The sequence below is a fragment of the Pacificoceanicola niger genome (assembly GCF_048553275.1).
Lineage (GTDB): Bacteria > Pseudomonadota > Alphaproteobacteria > Rhodobacterales > Rhodobacteraceae > Pacificoceanicola.
In genome coordinates, this window is sequence record NZ_JBLZMW010000010.1 from 152,787 (window position 1) to 171,448 (window position 18,662).

At 64.5% G+C, this 18,662-nt stretch carries 18 protein-coding genes; 11 read left to right on the forward strand and 7 right to left on the reverse strand.

Annotated elements, in window-relative coordinates; translation table 11 throughout:
- Positions 1 to 24 precede the first annotated feature (24 nt).
- The 11 genes from ACN2XU_RS14145 (at position 25) to gcvPB (ending at position 11,660) form a co-directional block, all read left to right on the forward strand.
- Positions 25 to 954, forward strand: a complete 930-nt coding sequence (locus ACN2XU_RS14145; RefSeq protein WP_419411101.1) for a beta-ketoacyl synthase N-terminal-like domain-containing protein — start codon at positions 25 to 27, stop codon at positions 952 to 954.
- Positions 951 to 2,174, forward strand: a complete 1,224-nt coding sequence (locus tag ACN2XU_RS14150) for a beta-ketoacyl-[acyl-carrier-protein] synthase family protein (protein WP_419411102.1) — start codon at positions 951 to 953, stop codon at positions 2,172 to 2,174. Before ACN2XU_RS14145 ends, ACN2XU_RS14150 begins: the two co-directional genes overlap by 4 nt.
- Positions 2,174 to 3,355 (forward strand): acyl-CoA dehydrogenase family protein, encoded by a 1,182-nt coding sequence (locus ACN2XU_RS14155; protein WP_419411103.1) that lies wholly within the window; start codon positions 2,174 to 2,176, stop codon positions 3,353 to 3,355. Before ACN2XU_RS14150 ends, ACN2XU_RS14155 begins: the two co-directional genes overlap by 1 nt.
- A 32-nt stretch (positions 3,356 to 3,387) precedes the next feature.
- On the forward strand, positions 3,388 to 4,944 hold the full coding sequence (locus ACN2XU_RS14160; RefSeq protein ID WP_419411104.1) for an AMP-binding protein: 1,557 nt from the start codon (positions 3,388 to 3,390) through the stop codon (positions 4,942 to 4,944).
- Between the two features lie 40 nt (positions 4,945 to 4,984).
- Entirely contained in the window at positions 4,985 to 5,236 is a 252-nt protein-coding gene (locus ACN2XU_RS14165; RefSeq protein ID WP_419411105.1) for an acyl carrier protein, read from the forward strand.
- A gap of 40 nt (positions 5,237 to 5,276) precedes the next feature.
- Positions 5,277 to 6,323: a hypothetical protein gene (locus tag ACN2XU_RS14170; protein WP_419411106.1), complete on the forward strand. Its 1,047-nt coding sequence runs from the start codon at positions 5,277 to 5,279 to the stop codon at positions 6,321 to 6,323.
- On the forward strand, positions 6,320 to 7,030 hold the full coding sequence (locus ACN2XU_RS14175) for a beta/alpha barrel domain-containing protein (RefSeq protein WP_419411107.1): 711 nt from the start codon (positions 6,320 to 6,322) through the stop codon (positions 7,028 to 7,030). Before ACN2XU_RS14170 ends, ACN2XU_RS14175 begins: the two co-directional genes overlap by 4 nt.
- The gene (locus ACN2XU_RS14180; protein ID WP_419411108.1) at positions 7,027 to 7,458 is read left to right on the forward strand and encodes a response regulator transcription factor; all 432 of its coding nucleotides are present in this window, start codon (positions 7,027 to 7,029) and stop codon (positions 7,456 to 7,458) included. Before ACN2XU_RS14175 ends, ACN2XU_RS14180 begins: the two co-directional genes overlap by 4 nt.
- Positions 7,459 to 7,636: 178 nt before the next feature.
- Positions 7,637 to 8,719 carry an ATP-NAD kinase family protein gene (locus ACN2XU_RS14185; RefSeq protein WP_419411109.1) on the forward strand — a complete coding sequence of 361 codons (1,083 nt, stop codon included), beginning with the start codon at positions 7,637 to 7,639 and terminating at the stop codon, positions 8,717 to 8,719.
- Between the two features lie 20 nt (positions 8,720 to 8,739).
- Positions 8,740 to 10,119 carry an aminomethyl-transferring glycine dehydrogenase subunit GcvPA gene (gene gcvPA / locus ACN2XU_RS14190; protein ID WP_419411110.1) on the forward strand — a complete coding sequence of 460 codons (1,380 nt, stop codon included), beginning with the start codon at positions 8,740 to 8,742 and terminating at the stop codon, positions 10,117 to 10,119.
- On the forward strand, positions 10,116 to 11,660 hold the full coding sequence (gene gcvPB, locus ACN2XU_RS14195) for an aminomethyl-transferring glycine dehydrogenase subunit GcvPB (RefSeq protein WP_419411111.1): 1,545 nt from the start codon (positions 10,116 to 10,118) through the stop codon (positions 11,658 to 11,660). Before gcvPA ends, gcvPB begins: the two co-directional genes overlap by 4 nt.
- Before the next feature lie 218 nt (positions 11,661 to 11,878).
- Here the strand turns inward: gcvPB and ACN2XU_RS14200 are convergent, their stop codons facing one another.
- Genes ACN2XU_RS14200 through ACN2XU_RS14230 form a run of 7 tightly spaced genes read right to left on the reverse strand, consistent with a single transcriptional unit; the run spans position 11,879 to position 18,658 of the window.
- A complete protein-coding gene (locus ACN2XU_RS14200) occupies positions 11,879 to 12,589 on the reverse strand; it encodes an SDR family NAD(P)-dependent oxidoreductase (RefSeq protein ID WP_419411112.1) in 711 nt (236 codons plus the stop codon).
- The gene (locus tag ACN2XU_RS14205; RefSeq protein WP_419411113.1) at positions 12,589 to 13,371 is read right to left on the reverse strand and encodes an SDR family oxidoreductase; all 783 of its coding nucleotides are present in this window, start codon (positions 13,369 to 13,371) and stop codon (positions 12,589 to 12,591) included. Before ACN2XU_RS14205 ends, ACN2XU_RS14200 begins: the two co-directional genes overlap by 1 nt.
- Positions 13,372 to 13,422: 51 nt before the next feature.
- A complete protein-coding gene (locus tag ACN2XU_RS14210) occupies positions 13,423 to 14,340 on the reverse strand; it encodes a dihydrodipicolinate synthase family protein (RefSeq protein ID WP_419411114.1) in 918 nt (305 codons plus the stop codon).
- 20 nt (positions 14,341 to 14,360) lie between these two features.
- Complete coding sequence (locus ACN2XU_RS14215) at positions 14,361 to 15,758, reverse strand: aminotransferase (protein ID WP_419411115.1); 1,398 nt, start codon at positions 15,756 to 15,758, stop codon at positions 14,361 to 14,363.
- A gap of 23 nt (positions 15,759 to 15,781) precedes the next feature.
- The gene (locus ACN2XU_RS14220) at positions 15,782 to 16,900 is read right to left on the reverse strand and encodes an ABC transporter ATP-binding protein (protein WP_419411116.1); all 1,119 of its coding nucleotides are present in this window, start codon (positions 16,898 to 16,900) and stop codon (positions 15,782 to 15,784) included.
- 16 nt (positions 16,901 to 16,916) lie between these two features.
- Entirely contained in the window at positions 16,917 to 17,744 is an 828-nt protein-coding gene (locus tag ACN2XU_RS14225; RefSeq protein WP_419411117.1) for a carbohydrate ABC transporter permease, read from the reverse strand.
- Positions 17,741 to 18,658 (reverse strand): carbohydrate ABC transporter permease, encoded by a 918-nt coding sequence (locus ACN2XU_RS14230; RefSeq protein ID WP_419411118.1) that lies wholly within the window; start codon positions 18,656 to 18,658, stop codon positions 17,741 to 17,743. The genes ACN2XU_RS14225 and ACN2XU_RS14230 overlap by 4 nt, the downstream gene beginning before the upstream one ends.
- Positions 18,659 to 18,662 lie beyond the last annotated feature (4 nt).

Sequence of the window (18,662 nt, forward strand, 5' to 3'; positions counted from 1 at the left end):
GACTGACCAAAGGGTTGCACTGACATGACGGACAGCATCGTAATATCGGCGAGTCTGGCCGATGCCGCGAACCAGGACTTCCTCCCTCCGGAGCGGCCCGTGGCAGATGCGCCCTTTGGTCCTTTTCCTGTTTATTACCTCGATCATGGCGCGGCAGAGGCGGACGCCCGGACCAGCCGTGGACGGCATACGCGCGTCTCGCACCGGCTGGATCGCATGATCGCCCGTGTCCTGACGCAGGCCGGGCTCAGCCGCGCGGCGATTGCCGGTCCGCGCACCGGGCTGATTTCCGGCTCGCATTATGGCTGCTCGCAGGTGTTCGAGATGCATTTTCGCCTGCGCCGGAAGGGGCCGCGCGGTGTCGATCCGGTGAGTTTTGCGCAAGCGACGCACAATTATCCGGTCTCTGCGGCGGCCATCGAATACGGAATCGAAGGGCCCTGCCTAGCGGCAGTGAGCCTTGAGGCGGCCGGGCTCGATGCGCTGCAGATCGCCATGGATTGGCTGAACGAAGGGCGTTGCGATCGCGTTTTGGTGGCGGCCTACGAGGATTTCGCGCCGCCGATTGCCGATCACCTGTCCGCCCGCGCGCAGAGCACACCGGGCAAGGCCTTTGGCGAGGCGATGGTGCTTTTGCTGCTGGAGCGGGAGCGCGATGTGCTGGCCCGTGGCCGGGCCGGACTGCCGGTGATCACCGCCGTGCACAGCGCGCCTGTGGACCCGCCGTCTTCCGACTTGATCGCGGTTTGTGCCGATGAGGCCGCCGCGCCGACGTTTTCCCCCCGCCCGCTCGACTTTCTCGGTGCGGGCGGCCTTCTGGCCGTGCACGACCTGCTGCACAGCCCGGATGTGGGCCATCGCGGCCCGGAGCATTGGCAGATCGCAGCAGCCGCCTCGGCGGGCAGCGGCGTTGTTGCCCGCATCGGGATCAGGCAGATGGACCTGTGCACATGAGCCGGGGTGTTGTCGTGACCGGGCTGGGCGTGGTGGCGCGGGGGGCTCTTGGGCTTGATGCGTTCGAGGCGCTCTTGATGGGGGGCGGCCCGGGACCGGATGCTCCGCCGCAGTTCGATACCAGGGGCTTTCGCGCCCGGCGCGCCTTTGCCGCGGACCCTTGCGCGACCGAAGGGGCATTGAGACAGGCCGCGCAGACGGGGCGGATCGCGGACCTGACACAGGCGCAGATCGACTGCGCCGGGCATGGCCTGCTTGCGGCGCTCGAAGCGATTGGTATGGCGGGGCTGTCGCAGATGCCTGCGCGGATGGGCTGCGCCGTGGCGACGACCTCGGGCGGGCTGATGGATGACTACAGCGACGCGTTGATGGCCGGGCAGGGGGAGCGCGTGGCGCCGGACCTTGTCACACCGGCGAGCGCGGCGAAGGTTCTGGCCGAGGTGTTCGCGCTGAGCGGGCCGGTGTGCGGGTTTTCCTGCGCCTGCGTGTCGTCGCTCGGGGCGATGTCCTATGCGCTGTCGCGGGTGCGCAGCGGCGATGCGGATGTGATGCTTGTCGGTGGCAGCGATCGCATGCGCGAGGCGGATTTCGCCGGGTTCAACGCGCTGCGCGCCATGGACCGGGACAGTTGTCGGCCCTTTGATCGCACCCGCAAGGGCATGGTGATCGGGGACGGTGCGGCGATGTTGGTGATCGAAGCCGAAGAGCACGCCCGCGCGCGCGGCGCGACGCCGATCGTGCGGCTGAGCGGGATGGGTCTGTCGAGTGACAGCCACCATATCACCAGCCCGGACGCAAGCGGGCTGACCCGTGCGATGCAGCAGGCCCTGGCGCAGGCCGGACGGCAGGCGGAGGAAATCGGCTATGTCAATTGTCACGGCACCGGTACGCCGTTGAACGATGCGGCGGAGGCCGAGGCGCTTGGCCGGGTGTTCGGACCGGAGGCCGGCGATCTGATCATCAGCTCGACCAAGGGCAGCACCGGGCACCTGCTCGGCAGTGCGGGCGCCATCGAGATTGTCGCGACGATCCTCGCGCTGAGATCCGGGAGCGCGCCGCCGATGCTGACCACGCAGGACCCCGAGGCCATTCCATTTTCCCTACCGCTCGCCGGGACCGACCGGCGTCTGTCGTCCGGCGTGGCGATGAAAAACTCGCTGGGGTTCGGCGGGTTGAACGGCAGCCTCATTCTTGAACGTCCCGATATTGGAGAGATGTGATGCGCACGATCCGCAGTCTGCCGCTTGGCGGTGTTTCCGAAAATTACCGCCCCGACATGATGGCCCCGCTGCTTGAGGGGTTGGCGCAATGGGCGCCGTCCTTCAACGCGGGCTGGCAGGACGATGATCTGATGAGCCGCTTTGGCGCGGATCGTTGGCGGGCGGTGGTCGAGGCGGGGCTGACGAGCGTTGTCACCGGCGAAGAGCATGGCGGGCTGGCGCTGTCGGTGCCGGAACTGGCGGAGCTGTTTGAGGCGTTCGGGGCGCTCTGCGAGGACAGCGGGCTTGGGTTTTCGCTCTCGACGCATCTGTGCAGCACCTGCCTGCCGGTGGCGCGCTTTGGCTCGGACGCCCTGCGCGCCGCGCTGCTGCCGAAGCTGGCCGAGGGGGCACTTGTGGGCGCCCATGCGATCACCGAGCCGGACAGCGGCTCGGACGCCTTTGCGATGAAGACGACGGCGGTGCGGGACGGCGATGACTACATCCTGAATGGCGAGAAGTGCTTTATTTCCAACGCGCCGATTGCCGATGTCATGGTGGTCTACGCGCGCACCCATCCGACGAAGGGCGCGCTTGGCGGCTTTTCCGCCTTTGCCGTCGATACCGCGTCCGAAGGCTTCACCATTGGCAAGCCGCGCAAGAAGATGGGGTTGCGGACCGCACCCATGGCGGATCTCCATTTCGACAGCGTCCGTGTGCCGGCGGGGCGGCTGATCGGGCGGGAAGGGCAGGGTTTCTCGATCCTCGATTACGTCATGCGTTGGGAGATCCTGACCATCTTCGCGCTGCAGACCGGGGAGATGCGTCGGCAGCTGGATCGTTGCATCGAACACGCCAGGACGCGGCAGCAATTCGGTGCGGCCATTGGAAGCCATCAGGCGATTTCCCACCGGGTCGCGGATATGCATATGCGGCTGCAATCGGCGCGCAGCTGGCTGAGCCGCATGGTGATTGCGATGGAGGGGGGTGGCAATGCCTCGCTGGAATTCGCCTCGGCCAAACTGGCGATTTCGGAGGCGCATGTGGCCAATTCGATCGACGCGATCACCCTGCATGGCGGCTCCGGTTACATGACCGAGACCGGGATCGAGAGCCATCTGCGCAACGCCATGGGCGGGCTGATCTATTCGGGCAGTTCCGACATTCAGAAAAACCGCATCGCTGCGATGCTGGGCCTTTGAACAGAAGCGATTGATCCAAGGGGGATTGTGACATGCTGCATCAGGAAAGTTTTCAGATCGTTGGCACGCGGGCCTTTTCCGACTGCCTGCGCGTGGAGATGGACAAGACCCCGCGTGCGGCGGTGTTCGACAGCGCCGGGGGCAAGGTGAGCTATCGCGCGTTGCAGGCGATGGCCGAAGCGATTGCCGCGCATCTGCCGGGGCCCGGGATGATGGCCGAAGAGAGCATTGCGATCTGTGCAGAGAAAACGCCCGATTGTCTGGCGGCGGTGCTTGCGGTGCTGTCGGGGGGGCGGGCCTATGCGCCGCTGGACCCGGCGCACCCGGACGGGCGGCTGATGGACATTCTGGCCGATCTCCACCCGTCGGCGCTGATCGTGGACGCCAGTACCGCGCCGCGCCTTGCGGGGTGGGCCGTGGAGGCCGGGGTTCCCTTGGTCGATCTGAGCGAAATGACCGGACCGGGCGCCACGCCGCAGCATGTGGCGGCCTCCGGGACGGGATTGAATGTGGTTGTTTCGCAGCAAAGTCTGGCTGCGGTGCTGCACACTTCCGGCTCAACCGGCAGGCCGAAGCGGGTGGAGATCGAAGCCCATGCCCTGAACGTGTTTCAGGATTGGGTGGTGGACGAGCTGGATCTGAACATCGACGATTGCCTGCTCAGCCATGCGCCTTTTGCCTTCGATCTGTCGTTCCTTGATATTTATGCCTCGCTGATGTCCGGGGCCGACCTTGCGCTGGCCGATGCCAGGACCGCGCGCAATGGCGCAAAGCTGATCGAGATGATGCGGCAGGCGGGGGTGACGGTCTGGCACTCGGCGCCCTCTGCGCTGAAGCTGGTGGCCCAGACGCCGGGCCATCCGGTGCTGCCCGAGGTGCGCTGTGTGCTTTTTGCCGGGGAGCCGATGCCTGCGAAGACTCTGCAGCGGCTTTTCGCGATTTTCCCCAATGCGCGCGTGCTGAATATCTATGGCTGCACCGAAACGAACGACACCTTCTATTACGAAGTGCCGCGCGAGAACCCGCCCGATCCGCTGCCGCTGGGCCGCAAGCTGCCTTATGTCGAATACCTGCTCGCAGGCCCCGAGGGCGCGGTGATCGAAGGTAAGGGCGAGGGCGAATTGTGGGTGCATTGTCCGACGATGATGCGCGGGTACTCGGATCCGGAGCTGACGGCGCGCGCGACAGTGCAGCACGGTGGCAAGCTCTACTACCGCTCTGGCGACATTGTTCGGCGGGACCGCGCCGGGTTGATCCATTTCGTCGGGCGCAATGACAGCATCGTCAAGCTCAGCGGCGTGCGGGTGGACCTGAACGAGGTAGACGGGCATCTGAACGCCCATCCCGGCGTCTGCGAGGCTTTGTGTTTTATCACGAAATCCGGCGACGGCACGGTGCTGAACGCCTGGGTCAAGACCAAGGCCGACGGGCTGACCAGTCTCGACTTGCGGCTGCATTTGATGAAGCGGCTGCCCGTCGCCGCGATCCCGCGCAATTTCACGATTTCCCTGATGGCGGTTCCAAAGAACTCCAACGGGAAGGCCTGCCGGCGCATGCTGGCTCAAAACTGCCAGAGCGCATCCGCGTGATGGCCTGACAGACCTACGGACAGCCAAAAAGGAGATTTCCATGTCCTATCCTGCCCTGCGCACATTCATTGCCGAAGAATTCGCGGTGGATATTCCCGCCGCCCAGCTCACCGACGATCTCGATCTGATCGACACGGGCATTGTCGACAGCCTTGGCGTGCTGAAGCTGATCGCCTTTCTCGAAGGCGAGTTCGAGCTGACCATCACGCCCGATGAGCTGGACGCGGATCTGTACCGCACCATCGGTCAGATCGAGACGATGATCGACGCAAAGCAGATGCAGGCGGCCTGACGGGCGCCGGTCATACCACACCGAAAAAGGAGCGAAGGCCATGACGCCGGAAAAGACCGCAGGGCAGCTGATCGCTGGCCGCATTCCGACCGAAGACGCGATGCTGGACTATTGGCGGGCGACCGACGATGGCCTTCGCCCCAAGGCCGAAACCGTGGCGGTCCTCGCCGCGCTGTCGGCGATGCCGTCCGCCCTGGGGATGATGCGCAGTTTCGTGCGCTTCATCCGCGAGACCTACCCGCCAGAGGCGTTGCCCGCCGCGAAATCGGCTGTGAACATCGTCGGCACCGGGGGCGGGCGCTCGACCTTCAATATTTCGACCACCGCGGCCTTTGTCGTGGCGGCGGCAGGCGGCAAGGTGCTCAAGAGTGGCTCCTCCGCCTATTCTTCCTCCGTCGGATCGGGGGACATCCTGAACGCGCTTGGCCTTGCCCGGACCGCGTCGGACGAATTTACCAATGCCATGCTGGACGATTGCGGCCTCGCCTTTGCCGCGCCGCAGCGCTATGCGCCGCTGTGCAAGCGGCTTGCGATTGCCGCCATGCCCCTGCCGTTCAAGATGATCGGGCGGTTCGTCAATGCCCTGGGGCCGCTGATCTGCCCTTACGAGATGAAAGCCCACGTGATCGGCGCGTCGTCCCAGCGGCTGTTTGAACAGGTGCATCAGATCGCCGGATCGCTTGGCATTCCGGCGGTGGTTGTGCATTCGAACCTCGGGGTTGACGAGCTTTTGAGCGTCGGCACCAACCGATGGGTTCGAGCAGCGGAGACCCTGCCGCATCGGCTGATCCCCGGCGATCTCGGGCTTGGGCGGGACAGTGGTCTGTCCGATCTGGCAGGCGGGGATCTTGCGGAGAATATCGCAATTCTGACCGACATTCTGAAAGGCCGGGGCAGCCGGGCCTGCACCGAAACCGTGGCGCTCAACGCCGGGATGGCGCTGCATGCGGGGGGCGTGGTGCGCACCCTGGCCGAAGGCACGTGGTTGGCGCTGGATTGCATGGCGGATGGCGCGCCGTACCGGACGCTTGAGCGGGCGCAGGCCTTTGCCAGCGCCGAAGCGCCGAGGCTGGCGGCGATGGCATGAGGCAGCGGTTTCACGAGGCGTTGAGCGGCGAGGATTGCCCGCTCATTGCGGAGATCAAGCCAAGCTCGCCCAAGGTGGGCCCGCTGCTGGCCGAGCGGTCGGTGCGGGAGATTGCACGGGACTACCTGCATGCCGGAGCGCCCTGCCTGTCGGTGACGACGGGCGCTTGGCACAAGGGCCATATCGGCATGGTGACGGAGATGGCGGCGCTGGGTCTGCCGGTGCTGCGCAAGGATTTCATCACCTCGGCCCGGCATCTGGAGGCGTCGAAGGATGCCGGGGCGGCAGCGGTCCTGCTGACCTGCACTTTGCTGCGCCGGGCTGATGTGCTGCGCTTGGCGGAGGCTGCCCTGAGCATGGGTTTGACGCCTTTCGTCGAGGCGGCGAGCGCGGCCGAGCTGGATGGGCTTCGCCTGCCCGGCGGGGCTGTTCTGGCGATCAACAACCGCGATATCCGCGCGCAGGAAACGGATGACGGCGGGATCGAGCAGAGCGAAGCGCTGTATGCCCTCGGGCGGGCGCAGCACGGTGGCCTGCTGATCAGTGCCTCGGGCCTGACTTCGCCGGAGGCCGTGCGCCGGGCCGTGGCGGCGGGCTTTGACGGGGTGCTTGTGGGCACCGCGCTGCTGTCGGGACCCGAGAGCGCATATGAGACGACCCGGAGGTATCTCCGGGCCACAAGAAAAAAGGCAGGACTACCCGCGTGACAAAAGCCTCATGCCCGCCGCCCGTCGGTGGAGAAACAATTGCGATCCTCGGCACCACGCAGATGCCGGGGTTCGTTCTGAATCAATGCCTGACTTGTCGGGGGTTCCTCCCGATCATGGTGACGCGGCCGCAGGAGGCGGTGAACCTCATTGAGAAGGCCATGGTTTCAGCGCTGGTGATCATGGAAAGTGTGCCAGTCGACACCGTGCACAGCCTGTGCGGGACGCTGCGGGCGCGCAACCGGGTGACGCCGATCATCGCGCTTCTGAGCGAGGCCAACCGCAGCCGGGGCATTGCCCTGCTGGAGGTCGGAGCGGATCACTTCGATGTTCAGCCGGTTTCCGTGGAGGACCTGCTGCGGGCTCTTTACGCCTTCACCCGGCGGACTTTTCATTTACCGGAGCAGGTGCGGCTTTTTTCGTCGTGACCGTGGCGCGGTGCGGCGCTGTTGGCGGATGGAGCGGTGAAGGGCGGGGTGTCGTTTCTGCCCTTCAGGGCGGTTAAGAACATATGTTCGCCATGCGATAAAAACCGCTTGCGCATCGAAGCTTGCTTCGGCAATGTTTCATTATGCGAACAAGTGTCCGAAAATATGCGGCGGTGCCATGAATCGGGTCGGGGTGGTCATCAATCCGATTGCCGGGCTTGGCGGTGCGCTGGCTCAGAAGGGCAGCGACGCGCCTGATATCGCGTCGATGGCCGCCGCATTGAGCCATCGGTCTCAGGCGCCGCAGAGGGCGGCCCGAGCCATGCGCGCGCTCAAGAGCCGTGGCGACGTGCAGGTGTTCGTCGGTCCGGTGGCCTCCGCCTGCGGTGGCGGGGAGCGGATTGCCGTGCCGCCCCTGACCGGGACCGCAGAGGATACGATGGCCAGCGTCGCCGCGATGCAGGGCAAGGTAGATCTGATCCTTTTCGCCGGCGGCGATGGCACGGCGCGGGATATCTGCGCCGCCAATTCGGGCGGTGTGCCGATCCTGGGTATTCCGTCGGGGGTCAAGATGCATTCGGGTGTCTTTGCCCGCAGCCCGGAACGGGCCGGTCTCATGGCTGCGGCGTTTCTGGCCGATCCGCGACGGCGCACAGAGATGGTCGAGATCCTCGATATCGACGAGGTCGCGCGGCGGGCCGGGCGGCTGTCCGCGCAGCTGCATTGCGTGGCGCGCACGCCATTCGACGGAACGGGCGCCCGGCAGCACCCGAAGGCGGGCAACACCGATACGGCTGGGGATCTTGGGGCCGCTCTTGCGGCCTATGCCGCGCGTTTGCGCGATGACACCCTCTATGTCCTCGGGCCGGGCGCGACGATGATGGCGCTGAAGGACCGGATCGGCGGCGGGACGCTCCTTGGCGTGGATGTGGCCGAACGCGGCCAGATCACAGCGACCGACCTGGACGAGCACGGATTGCTCGCGCGCGTTGCGGGGCGGACGGTGTGTGTCGTGCTGACGGTTGTCGGCGGACAGGGGTTCGTTCTGGGACGTGGGAACCAACAGATTTCACCGGCTGTGCTGCGCGCGGCCGGAGTGCCGCAGATCGATGTGATCTGCGGCGCGGACAAGCTGGCGGCGTTGCGCCCGCCCGAACTGACAATCGACACAGGCGATCCCGAGCTGGATTGCCTGCTTGCGGGATACTGGCCGGTGATCACCGGTGTGGACCGCAAGCAGGTGATGCGCGTGGTCGCGTAAGGACAAGACAGGAGAGGACGATGAAAGCACATCCATGGATGGCCAATTCCGGCGGCACGGCCAAGGCCGAGATGCTTGCCGCGCTTGGGGTGGACGATATCGAGGCGCTGTTCGCCCAGATCCCCGAAGACCACCGCATGACGCGCCCGCTGGACCTGCCGCCGCAGCTCGCCTCCGAGGTCGCCCTGTCGCGGCATCTCGATGATCTGATGGCGAAGAACACGGTTTTTGCGCAGGCGGCGTGTTTTCGCGGGGCCGGGGCGTGGCCACATTATGTCCCGGCGATCTGCGACGAGGTGGTCGGGCGATACGAATGGCAAACATCGGTTTTCGGCTCTCCGACGTCGGATCACGGGCGCAATCAGGCATGGTTTGAATTCACCAGCCAGATCGGCGCCCTGGTGGAGATGGATTTCGTCGGCTTGCCCGTCTATTCGTGGGGCTGTGCGATTGGTCACGCGGTGCGCATGGCATCGCGCATGACCGGTCGGCGCAAGGTCGTCGTGCCGGAGGTCATGGACCCCGAACGCCGTCTGGTTCTGGAGACCTATTGCGAACCCATTGAAATGGCGCGGCATATCGAGATCGTCACCGTGTCGGTCGGAGCCGATGGATGTCTGGATCGGGAGGATCTGCGCGCCAAGATCGACGGGGCGGCGGCGCTGTATTTCGAAACACCGGGGTATCTTGGCGTGATCGACGCCGACCCGGCGGCGCTCTGCGCCATTGCGCGGGAGGCCGGAGCCGAGGCGATTGTCGGCGTGGACCCGCTGTCGCTCGGATTGCTGGAAGCGCCCGGCGCCTATGGGGCAACACTGGCCGTTGGTCCGACGCAGCCATTGGGTGTGCACATGTATGCGGGCGGCGGTGTCGGCGGTTTCATCGCGTCGCCCGATAACGAGCGCTATGCCCGGGAGTACAACACGCTGAACATCTCGATCTCCGAGACGCGCGAGCCGGGGGAATATGGCTTTGGCCTGACGCTTTTCCATCAATCGTCCTACGGGATGCGGGAGGAAGGCAAGGATTGGACCGGGAACTCGGTCTACCTGTGGTCACTGGCCAATGCGGCCTACATGGCGGCGATGGGTCCGGAGGGTTTTGCCGAGGTGGGGCGGCTGATCATGGCGCGCGCGCGCTCAGCGGCGCAGGCGTTGAACGCGCTCACGGGGGCGCAGGTCGATCTGTCCCGCCCCGTGTTCAAGGAATTCGTGGTGACGTTCGACAGGCCGGTGGCAGAGGTGAACGCCGCGCTGCGTGCGCAGGGTATTCTTGGTGGCAAGGATCTGACCGGCGAGGCCGGTATTGCCGGAAACGCGGCGCTTTATTGCGTGACCGAAGTGCATACCTCCGATGATATCGACCGACTGGTCACAGCAGTGAAGGAGGCCCTGGCATGACCGCTCCCATCAAGGATTACCTGAAAACGTCCAAAGGGTTTCGCGCGGCCAAATGGTCCGAACCCGTTGTGATGGAAATGACCGGCACGGGTCGGCGCGGCATCGTGTTTGACGATGCGCCCGCGCCCGACCTGCCCGTCAAGGCCGCCCGCAAGACCGCGCCGGCGCTGCCGGAAGTGACGGAACACGATGCGCTGCGCCATTATCTGCACCTGTCCCAGATGACCATGGGCATGATGGGCGTGTCGCTGTTCGGCACCTGTACCATGAAGTACAACCCACGGATCGGAGAGCGCGCCACGCTGGAGCATCTCAAGGGTCTGCATCCGCTGCAAGAGGCCGAAACCTTGCAGGGCGTACTGGAGCTTTATGACAACTTCAGCGATTTCCTGTGCGAAGTCAGTGGCATGGATCAGTTCGTCTTTCAGGCGGGCGGAGGGGCGGATGCCGCCTATACCCATGCCTGCGTGACGCGTGCCTATCACGCCAGCCGGGGTGAATTGCAGCAGCGTGACCAGATCATCACCACGATCCAGACGCACCCTTGTTCGCCTGCGACGGCCAACACGGCCGGGTTCGAAGTGATTACCCTGTCTCTGGAGGAAAACGGATACCCCTCCATCGAGCAGCTGAAATCGGTGGTCGGCCCGCGCACGGCGGCGCTGATGGTGAACAATCCGGACGACATGGGGATCTACAACCCGGACATCAAGGAATGGGTCAGGATCGTTCACGAGGCCGGGGGCCTGTGCTTCTACGATCATGCCAACTTCAACGGGGTGATGTCGCGTCTGCGGGCGCGCGAGCTTGGCTTTGATGCCTGTATGTACATGTTGCACAAGACCTTTGGCGCGCCCAAGGGGGGCGGTGGTCCGGCGGTGGGAGCCTATGGATGCGCCGAACATCTGGTGCCGTTCCTGCCCGCCCCGGTTGTCGTCAAGGAGGGTGAGAGCTACAGGCTGGACGAGGATCGCCCGCAGAGCATCGGGCGCGTGCGGGAATTCTGGGGCAACGCACCGCAGGTCATGAAAGCCTATGCATGGGCGCGTGCCATGGGCGCCGAGGGGCTGCGCGATGCGGCGGATATCTCGGTCCTGGCCAACAATTACATGGACTTGCGGCTGGGGCAAGTCAGGGGCGTGAGCCGCTCGAACCCCGGGATCGACGCGCCGCGCATGGAGATGACGCGCCATTCGGTCGAGCAGGTCACGGCGGATACCGGCTGTACGGTCTTCGAGATCTCGAACCGCATGACCGATTTCGGCATCGACGCGCTGTGGCTGAGCCATGAGCCGTGGCTGGTGGCGGAACCCTTCACTCCCGAGGCGGGCGAATTGTGGTCGAAAGAGGATATCGACTACTGGATCGACGTGATGGAGCATGTGGTCGGCGAGGCCTACGCCGATGCGGAACTGGTCAAGACCGCGCCGCACAACGGGCCGATCCGGGCGCTGACCTCTGCGCTCGATGAGCCGGGGGTCTGGGCGACCACGTGGCGCGCGCATATGCGCAAGCATGGCAAGGTCATGGCGGCGGAATAACGTGCGGACGGGAGAGGGAGCCTGCGCGCCTCTCCCGTTTTTCCGCGTGGTGCGAAACGGGGGCAGGGTTGATAGCCGCCGGCGGCGTCGAAATGCGCTGTTGCCCGGGGCCTACACGCGACCAGACCGCGCGCCCGCCCCTGTCTGGATCAGGAGCGGGGCATTTGCGTCACGCTGGACGCTGCTGGCAATGTCAGAGGGATATTTTTTCGATCGCCTCAGATTGTGCTTTCCAAGCGGGTGTTCGCGGTGATCTCCGGGATGCTTGCCTGGTTGGGGAGGCTGAGCACCAGCGAGACAATCGCCGCCACATCGTCCGGTTTCAGCCGCTCCGCCTTGGGCGTGACGCCGGGAATGCCGTCGATCATTTCCGTGTCGATCGCACCGGGACAGATGGCGGTGCCGCGCAGCCCGTCCTCCCACCCGGCAAAGCGCACCGCGTGTGTCATCGCCAGAAGCGCCTGTTTGGTCATGACATAACCAAGCGACACCGAAGCGTCGCGATACCGCTTGGCGTCCGTGGAGGCGATGTTGACCACACGGCCACGGCCCGAGGCCCGAAGATGCGGCAACGCAGCGCGGATCAGCCGGAAGGGCCCCTTGACGTTGACCTGCCAAAGGTCGTCGAGGTCGGTTTCATCGCCCCGCGTGAAATCCACCATCCGCAAAATACCGGCGTTGTTGATGAGCGCGTCAGGCGCGCCCATCCGTGCCACGGTGGCATCGACCCAGTCCTGCGCGGTTTCGGGCGCGGCAGTGTCAAAGCGATGTGCCATGAGCCGATCGGCAGGCACATCCGGAAAGGCCTCCGCAACCTTTGCCGGATCGCGCACACCGATGGACAGGCGATGCCCGTCGGCAAGGCAACGGCGGGCGATGGCCGCCCCGAGACCGCGCGCGCCGCCGGAAATCATCACAAGGCGGGACATCAGAACAGCCCCTGATAGACGCCGCCGTCGTTGATGATGTTCTGACCGACGATAAAGCCCGCTTGGGCGGAGCAGAGAAAGGTCACGAGGTCTCCGCATTCCTTTGGATCGGCAAAGCGGCCTGCGGGCACGCTCTGGATGCGGTTTTCGACAATCGCCTCATAGGTCGTGTTTCCGCGCCGGGCGTGGTTGTGCAGATTGGTGTGCAGCGCATCGGTGTCGAAAAATCCCGGGCACACGGTGTTGATCGTCACATTGTCGCGCACGGTTTCCTTGACCAGCGACGCGATGGCCCCGGACAGCGCCAGACGCGCTGAATGGCTGTGTGCGAAATGCGGCTGCGGGAACTTGATGAAGCTGACGGAGATGTTGACGACGCGCCCGAATTTGCGGGCGCGCATACCCGGCAGCACACTGGTGATCATCTCCAGCGAAGAGAAGAAATGCGCGTTGAACCATTCGTCCCAATCGGCGCGGGTCCAGTCTTCGTATTCGCCCGGAATCTGCCGGATGCCGGGGTTGGTGACGAGGATATCGGTCTCACCGGCTTTGGCGAGAATTTCCGCGCGGCCCTCTGCGGTAACGAAATCGGCGGCAACGGTCGTGACGTCGACGCCATACGCGCGTCGGATGTCCTCGGCCGTGGCTTCGAGAGCGTCGGCGCTGCGCGCGTTCAGCACGAGGTTCACGCCTTCGGCGGCAAGCGACATGGCGCAAGCGCGGCCGAGGCCCTTGCTTGCGGCGGATACGATGGCGCGACGGCCTTTCAGACCCAGGTCCATGGGGGTTCCTTCCTTGGTTCGGTGTCAGGTGGCGCGTTTTGCGCCCCGGATTCAAGCCGCCGTTTCAACGGCCTGTAGAAAATCATCCAATCCGCGATGCAGGCCGGCCAGCGGCTCGCCGCTGAGCGGTTGCAACGGCGCCCTCGGGACGCCGCCACCGGGCAGGCCAAGATAATCCATCGCGGCCTTGGTGGCGGGATAGAGCGTGCGCCCTCCGGTGACGAACAGGTCGGTCAGCTCCTGCGCGCGCGACTGCAGCGCCCAGGCGCGGTCGAACTCGCCCGCCTGAATCATCGGCCAGATATCGAGCAGGCCGGTCCAGACATTGGGAAAGCAATCCACAAGACCGTCGCATTGGGCCAGCATGGCGGGAACGCCGATGGTGGAGGACGGCCCGCAGAAGACCCGGATCCGATCGCTCGCGATGGACAGGGTGCGATGGAAGTTCAGCCAATCGCCGGAGCTTTCCTTGATGGCGACCACGTTTTCCAGATCCGCCAGCTCGTCCACGATCTCTGGGATCAGCGCGTTGCCCGCGTTGCCGGGGATGTTGTAGAGCATGATCGGCAGGGGCGCGGCGTCGTTGACGGCGGTGAAATGCGCGATGATTTCCTCCCGCGACAAATGGGCAAAGAACGGCGGCATGACCAATGCGGCCTCTGCCCCCGCCTTTGCCGCGTCTTCCATCGCCGCGATGACGTCGCGCGGCGTAATGCCTGCGGCCCCGACGATGGCCGTTCCGGCATCGCCCACGGCAGCGCGCGTCGTCTGGTAGACCTCGCGCCGTTCTTCGGCGCGCAAGGACCAGAACTCACCGGTGCAGCCCGCGGCCAGAACGCCGGTCGCCCCGGCATCCAGCAGCCGCTTGATGTTGGCGGTCAGGGCGTCGTGATCGACGTCGTTCCCCTTGGTGAAGGGGGTGGTGATTGCGGGCATGGCACCGGACCATGTGATCGAGTTTCTATCCACGGAACTCTCCTTGGCTTGCGTTACAGAAAGGCGTGCGCGTCATCGGCGCGCAGCGCATCGCAAACCGCCCCGGCGGCCTTGCGAACGGTCGAGACGGCAAGGTCGATCTCTTCCGGGGTGATGGTGAAAGGGGGTGAAAACGAAACGGCATCGCCATTGGGCAGGGCGCGGCTGATGACACCGTCATTGAGCGCCGCGCGTACGATACGTGGGCCAACCTGGAGCGATGGGTCGAATTTTTGCCAGCCCTGCTTTGACGGGCGGGCAAATTCCACAGCGGCCATCAGACCCTTGCCGCGCACCTCGGCGACGATGGGAAGATCGGCGAAGGCCCGCGCCAGGGCGGCATTCAGGTAATCGCCCATTTCACCCGCGCGGGTGACAAGGTTTTCTTCTTCGACGATGTCCAGATTGGCCAAGGCCGCCGCCGCCATTACCGGGTGCGCGGTATAGGTGTAGCCATGGCCGAACGCGCCGTATTTGGCCGCGCCCTCTCCGCTGATCACCTGCCAGACCTTGTCGCCCACGAGCACACCGGAGAGCGGAGCATAGCCGGAGGTGATGCCCTTGGCGACGGACATCAGGTCGGGCGACATGCCCATCGCCTGCGCGCCGAACCATGATCCAAGTCGGCCGAACCCGCAGATCACCTCATCGGCGATCAACAGCACATCGTAGCGATCCAATACGGCCTGAATGGCCGGGAAATAACCCTCGGGCGGGACAATGACGCCGCCCGCGCCCATGACGGGCTCTGCGATGAAGGCGGCAACCGTTTCCGGCCCTTCGGCAAGGATCGTGTTTTCGAGTTCCTGTGCAAGGCGGGCCGAGAAGGCGGCATCCTCTTCGCCCTCCAGACGGGTCCAGATGCCGTGCGGCGCCGAGACGTGGCGGATCATCGGCAGCGGCAGGTCAAACCCCGCGTGCAGGCCCGGCAGGCCGGTCAGCCCCCCGGACAGGACCGTGACACCGTGATAGCCACGATCGCGGGCGATGATCTTTTTCTTCTCCGGCTTGCCCCGGGCGTTGTTGTAGTACCAGACCAGCTTGGCCTGTGTGTCATTGGCGTCGGAGCCGGACGCGCCGAAGAAGATCTTCGAAAACCCGCTTGGGGCCTTGGCCATCACGCGCTCCGCAAGAATGGCCGCGGGTTCCGTCGCCATCGAGCTGAAACCATGGAAGTAACTCAGCTTGCGCGCCTGATCGGCCAGAGCATCGGCGATGCGTTCGCGGCCATAGCCGACGTTGACGCACCACAGCCCGGCCATTGCGTCGAGATGCCGCTTGCCGGTGTCGTCGGTGATCCAGCAGCCTTGCGCGCTCCGGGCCATCATCAAGGCACCGCTTTGTTCATGGCCTTGCGCGGCGCTGAAAGGGTGAAAGACGAAACGTCTGTCTAGATCGCGGGGATCGTTCATGCCCGTCCTCCTGTGCTTCGGGATTACTTGGATCGCATCGGGATCACCGATGCGGGGGTGTGATCGAGATTGAGGCGCGCGCCGTTCTCCGTGGCTTCGAACAGATGAATGGCGTCCGGCTGAAACCGCAGGCCGACCAGCTGCCCGACATCAAGGCGACGCCCCGCCTCGGTGCGGGCGGCGATGCGGCTGCTGTCGGGCAGCTCCAGCGTGACGATGGTCTCATGCCCGGTATTTTCCGCCAGCCGCACGATGGCAGGCAGATCCTCCGAGGAGGCGGGCGAGCCGATCCGGACAAACTCCGGACGGATGCCGAGAACCGACGCGCCGTTCTTCAGGCTCGGATCAAATGCCGTTCGGTCGATGGGCACGCGGTGACCGGCGATGACGAAATCGCCGCCCTCGACGGCACCCGCGATCTGGTTCATCGGCGGGGTGCCGATAAAGCCCGCGACAAAGCGGTTGGCCGGGCGGTTGTAGATCACATCGGGCGTGTCGAATTGCTGGACAAGGCCGCCATGCATGACCGCGATCCGGCTCGCCATGGTCATGGCTTCCAGCTGATCGTGGGTGACGTAGACCATGGTTTTGCCGAGGCGACGGTGCAGTTCGATCAGCTCGGCCCGCATGTAGCTGCGCAGCTTGGCGTCGAGGTTCGAGAGCGGTTCATCGAGCAGGAAAACCCGCGGCTCGCGCACCAGGGCACGGCCAAGCGCGACCCGCTGCTGCTGGCCCCCGGACAGCTGTTTCGGTTTGCGGTGCAGGACGCTTTCGAGCTGCAGCAGCTCGGCCGCCTTCTGCACGGCGTCTTCGCGGGCGCGCCCCTTGATGCCGCGTTTCTTGAGCGGGTAGGCAATGTTTTCGGCCACAGTCATGTGCGGGTAGAGCGCGTAGCTTTGGAAAACCATCGCGATGTCGCGCTTGCCGGGCGCAAGGTCGTTGACCACGCGGTCACCGATGCGGATCTCTCCGCTGGTCGGAAAGTCGAGCCCGGCCAGCATGCGCAGGGTCGTGGACTTGCCGCATCCCGATGGTCCGAGAAGCGCGACGAATTCGCCGTCATGGATGTCGAGGTCCAGCTTTTCCAGCGCGACATAGGTGCCGAACCGTTTGTGGACGTTCTGGAAGGTTACGTTGGCCAATGGATGGCTCCTTTCTTCAGCCCTTGACGCCACCGGCACCGAAGCCGCTGGTCAGGTAGCTTTGCAGGAAGGCGAACACGACGATGAGCGGCAGGCTCATCATCACCGAGGCCGCCATGAGCAGGGACCATTCGATGTTGAACGCCGAGATGAGCATGGACATCACGCCGGTGGTCAGCGGGGCGACGGAGTCGGAATTCACCAGAACCAGAGCGTAGAGATATTCGTTCCACGACAGGATGAAGGTGAAGAGCGCGGTGGAGATGATGCCCGGCAACAATTGCGGGAAGATCACATCGCGGAAGGCTCCGAGGCGCGAGGCGCCGTCGACCAACGCCGCGTTTTCCAGATCCTCGGGGATCCCTTCCATGAAGGAGCGCAGCAGCCAGAGCGCATAGGGCAGCGCAAAGGTGGTGTGGGCCAGGATCAGAGAGAACAGCGTGTTCGACAGGCCCAGGCTGACCATCATCAGGTAGAGCGGAATAATCAGCACCACCGAAGGCAACAGATAGGTGAACAGCACCAGCAGTGCCAACGTGTCGCGCCCGCGATAGGTGAAGCGCACCAGGCTATAGGCGCCGATGGTGCCGAGAAAGACAACAAACAGCGTCGTCGTCGTGGCCAGCACCACCGAATTGCGGAAATAGCGCAGGAATGGCGTTTCGCTCAGCAGCCGCCAATAGTGCTCGAAGGTGATGGTCTCCGGCAGCCAGGTCGGAGGGATGCGAAACAGTTCGGTCTGTGGTTTGACCGAGGTCACGATCATCCACAGCAGCGGGAAGGCGATCAGCAGGACAATTGACCATGTGACGAGGTTGAGCAGGACAGGACGCAGGAGCTTCATGCCGATTTCTCCTTGGTCTGGCGGATGTAGAGCAGCATGAACACGAGCATCACCAGCATCATGCCAACGGAATAAGCGGCGGCTTGGCCCATCTGATTCAGGCCAAAGGCTTCTTGGTAGACAAGCAGCGACAGGGTCTGGGTCGATGTGACCGGCCCGCCGCCCGTGAGCAGGTAAAGCAGGTCGAATTCCTTGAAGTCCCAGATGGCGCGCAGCAGGATGATGACGGTCAGGACCGAGCGGAGCTGCGGCAACGTCACGTCCCAGAACCGGGCAATCGGGCCTGCGCCATCAATGCGCGAGGCTTCGTAGAGGTTCTCCGGAATGGTCTGGAGCCGGGCGAGCACGGCAATGACAACGAAAGGGAAATACTTCCACGCCCCGACGAGGATCACGCCAATCATCGCATTGGGCATGGAGCCCAGCCAATCCACCGGCATGTCGATGATGCCGAGTTGCATCAGCCCGTGGTTCATCGCGCCATAAAGATCGTTGAACAGCCATTTCCACACCAGCACGGCGACAACCGTGGACAAAAAGTATGGGAACAGAACCAGCGAGCGCGCCAGCGAGCGAAACCAGATGTTCTGATGCAGAAGGAGGGCGAGACCGACGCCTGCGACGATCTGAATGGTGAGCGTCCCGACGGTCCAGACCAGTGTAACGCCGAGCGAATGCCAGAATGCCTTTCCGGTCAGAAGCTCGATGTAATTGGCCGCGCCGACAAACCCGCCCTGCAGCGTGGGCGTGTAGATCGAGAACAGCGACAGGTAGATCGCCGCCAGAAGCGGATAGACGATGACCATCGAGAACACGAGGATCGTCGGTGCGATCAAGAGCATTCCGAGTCGGGCATAGGCCCGCTCCAGCGGCGCGGCGACGCCTGCGGGCGGATCGGTGGTGATGACTGCCATGAAG